The following is a 2901-nucleotide window of genomic DNA, read 5'->3' as shown; positions in this document are numbered from 1 at the left end:
CCGATCAGCGCGATCACCATGACCATTTCGATCAGGGTGAAGCCGCGCGAGCGGGTCAATTGCGCACGCGTCGCCGTCTGTGCGAGGAAAGTCTTTTTCATGGAAATACTCGTCCTGTGGGATCGAATGGGAATTCTATTGAATCGAACCGCTGATGCTCATGATCGGCAACAGGATTGCCATCATGATGAAGCCAACCACGCCGGTCATGACCAGGGTCATCGCCGGCACAAGGCCGGCGAGCAAGCGATCGACCGTGTTCTTTGCCTCGATGTCGAACGTATCGGCGACCTTCAGCAGCATGTCATCGAGCGCCCCCGACTCCTCGCCGACCGAAATCATCTGCGTGGCGAGTTTGGGAAAGCGCTTGCTCTGCGCAAGCGCGTAAGCCAGGCCACCGCCGGTCTTCACATCCTCGGCCGCCTTGTCGACGGCCTGGGCGAGCGCAGTATTGTTGAGCACATTGCGGCCGATGCCGAGCGCGGTGAGCAACGGAACGCCGTTCTTGAGCAAAGTTCCCAGTGTGCGCGCCAGCCGCGCAGTCTCAAGCCTGCCGACGAGAGCACCGTAGACGCGCATCGTCAATACGCGATCATCCCAAGCCAGACGCTTTTCCGGATCGGCCAGGCGCTTGCGCAGCGCCCAGACGGCGAAGACGACGACGGCAATGATCAGCCACCAGAAATCCTGCAGCGTCGTGCCTGCAAACAATACGACCTTGGTCAACAACGGCAATTCGACGTTCATGTCCTTGAACATTGGCATGAACTGCGGCACGACAAAGACGAGCAGCACGACCAGCGCGGCGAGTACCATGACGACAAGGATCGCCGGGTAAATCATCGCGTTGACCACGCTTTCCTTGAGTGCCTTGGCGCGTTCAAGATAATTGGCCAGACGTGCGAGCGTCGTATCGAGCGCGCCGCCAACTTCGCCAGCGCGCACCATGTTGACGTAGAGACGCGAGAATATGCCCGGCTCGGCCTCAAGCGCTTCGGACAACGGCGCGCCGCCGCGCACGTGGTCGCGGATGCGCTCGACAACGCGCCGAGCCTTCTCGCTTTCCGGCAACTCCAGAAGAATCTGCAATGCGCGGTCGAGCGGCTGACCGGCGCCGAGCAGGGTCGCGAGCTGCTGGGTGAACTGCAGCACCTGGGTCTGGTTCATCGCCTCGCGCTTGAACAGGCCGGCCAGCCCGCCACCACCGCCCTCGCCATCCGCCGCGGATACCTCGAGCGGGATATTGCCCGCGTCCTGGATCTTCGCGATCACCTCGTCGTTCGAGGCAACATCGTACTGGCCTTCGACGATCTCGCCTTCGGCAGTGACCGCCTTGTAGCGAAAGAGCGCCATCAGCTTTCCGAGGTCACGCGCAACACTTCCTCGATCGTCGTCTGTCCCTGCAGCGACTTGACCAGGCCGTCCTCGTACATCGTGCGCATGCCTTCGCTGCGTGCCAGCTCCTCGATCTTGTTCATGTCGGCGTGCTGCATGACGAGGCGGCGCAGCGGCTCGCTCATGACGAGGAATTCCATGATCGTCGTGCGGCCGTGGTAGCCGGTCGAGGACAACGGCGATGGCACGGGTTTGTACAATTCCACTTTTCCACTCGGCTGGAAGCGGCGCAGGCCGAACTCCTCGATCACCTCGGGCATGGCTTCGTACTTGTGCGCGTGCTCGATGTCGAGCCGGCGCACGAGGCGCTGCGCAAGTACGCCGTTGACGGTCGAAGTCAGCAGGTAGTCTTCCACGCCCATGTCGAGCATGCGCGTCACCGCACCGGCGGCATTGTTCGTGTGCAGCGTCGACAGCACCAGGTGGCCGGTCAGCGCGGACTGGATCGCGATCTTCGCGGTCTCCAGATCGCGCATTTCGCCGATCATGATGATGTCCGGGTCCTGGCGCACGATCGAACGCAGCGCGTGGCTGAAGTCGAGGCCGATCTGCGGCTTGGCCTGGATCTGGTTGATGCCTTCGATCTGATATTCGACCGGGTCTTCGACCGTGATGATCTTGACGTCGGGCGTATTGAGCTTCGACAACGCCGTGTACAGCGTCGTCGTCTTGCCCGAGCCGGTCGGGCCGGTGACGAGCAGGATGCCGTGCGGCAGTTCGAGCACCTTGAGGAACTTGGACAGGAACTGATCGGTGAAGCCGAGCTTGTGGAAATCGAATACGACCGATTCGCGGTCGAGGATACGCATGACCACCGACTCGCCGAAGCTGGTCGGCACGGTCGAGACGCGCAGGTCGAGCTCCTTGCCCTGCACGCGCAGCGGAATGCGTCCGTCCTGCGGCAGGCGGCGCTCGGCGATGTTCAACTTTGCCATGATCTTGATGCGCGAAATGACCGCCGCGGTCGACGCCGCCGGCGGCGACTCGGCTTCGAGCAGAACGCCGTCGATGCGGTAACGCACCTTCAATCGCGACTCGAACGGTTCGATGTGCACGTCGGATGCACGCTGTTCCACCGCGCGCTGGATGATCAGGTTGACCAGGCGAATAACCGGCGCTTCCGAAGCGAGATCGCGCAGATGCTCGATGTCGTCCTCGCTGCGCGTTGCATCCTCGGACAGGCTCTCGACGATCGAACCCATCGCCGAGCGGCCCGAGCCGTAGTAGCGCTCGATCAGGTCGTCGATCTCGGAGCGGAAGCCGACCTTGATCTCGGCACTTTTGCCGGTCGCGAGTTGCGCCGCCTGGATCGGATACTCCTCGGCCGGATCGGCGACGACCCAGGTGACCTTGTCTTCGGTTTCTCCGATCGGGACGATGTGATGCTGCTTGAGGAAGCGGATCGACATGGCCACGTTCTGCGGCGGCGCGTCGGGAAACTCCTTCGCGGTCACCAGCGGCAGGCCCATCACCTCGCTCAAGGCATCGCCCATCTCGCGTTCGGAC

3 protein-coding genes are annotated in these 2901 nt (G+C 62.4%); all 3 read right to left on the bottom strand.

Annotation, left to right across the window (positions count from 1 at the left end):
- Positions 1-101: prepilin-type N-terminal cleavage/methylation domain-containing protein (locus tag VF497_RS18530; RefSeq protein WP_414706891.1), on the bottom strand; the 101-nt coding region annotated here is incomplete at its 3' end.
- 34 nt (positions 102-135) lie between these two features.
- Positions 136-1353, bottom strand: a complete 1218-nt coding sequence (gene gspF, locus VF497_RS11830; protein ID WP_330888933.1) for a type II secretion system inner membrane protein GspF — start codon at positions 1351-1353, stop codon at positions 136-138.
- Positions 1353-2901 (bottom strand): type II secretion system ATPase GspE (gene gspE / locus VF497_RS11825; RefSeq protein ID WP_330888931.1); only part of this gene is annotated, 1549 nt, incomplete at its 5' end. The genes gspF and gspE, both read right to left, overlap by 1 nt.

The sequence above is a fragment of the Rudaea sp. genome (assembly GCF_036383415.1).
Taxonomy (GTDB): Bacteria; Pseudomonadota; Gammaproteobacteria; order Xanthomonadales; family Rhodanobacteraceae; genus Rudaea.
This window is presented reverse-complemented; position numbering and strand designations above follow the sequence as displayed.

Coding starts and splice junctions, on each gene's coding strand:
- gspF (WP_330888933.1), bottom strand. CDS start 1,353: ATGGCGCTCTTTCGCTACAAGGCGGTCACTGCCGAAGGCGAGATCGTC.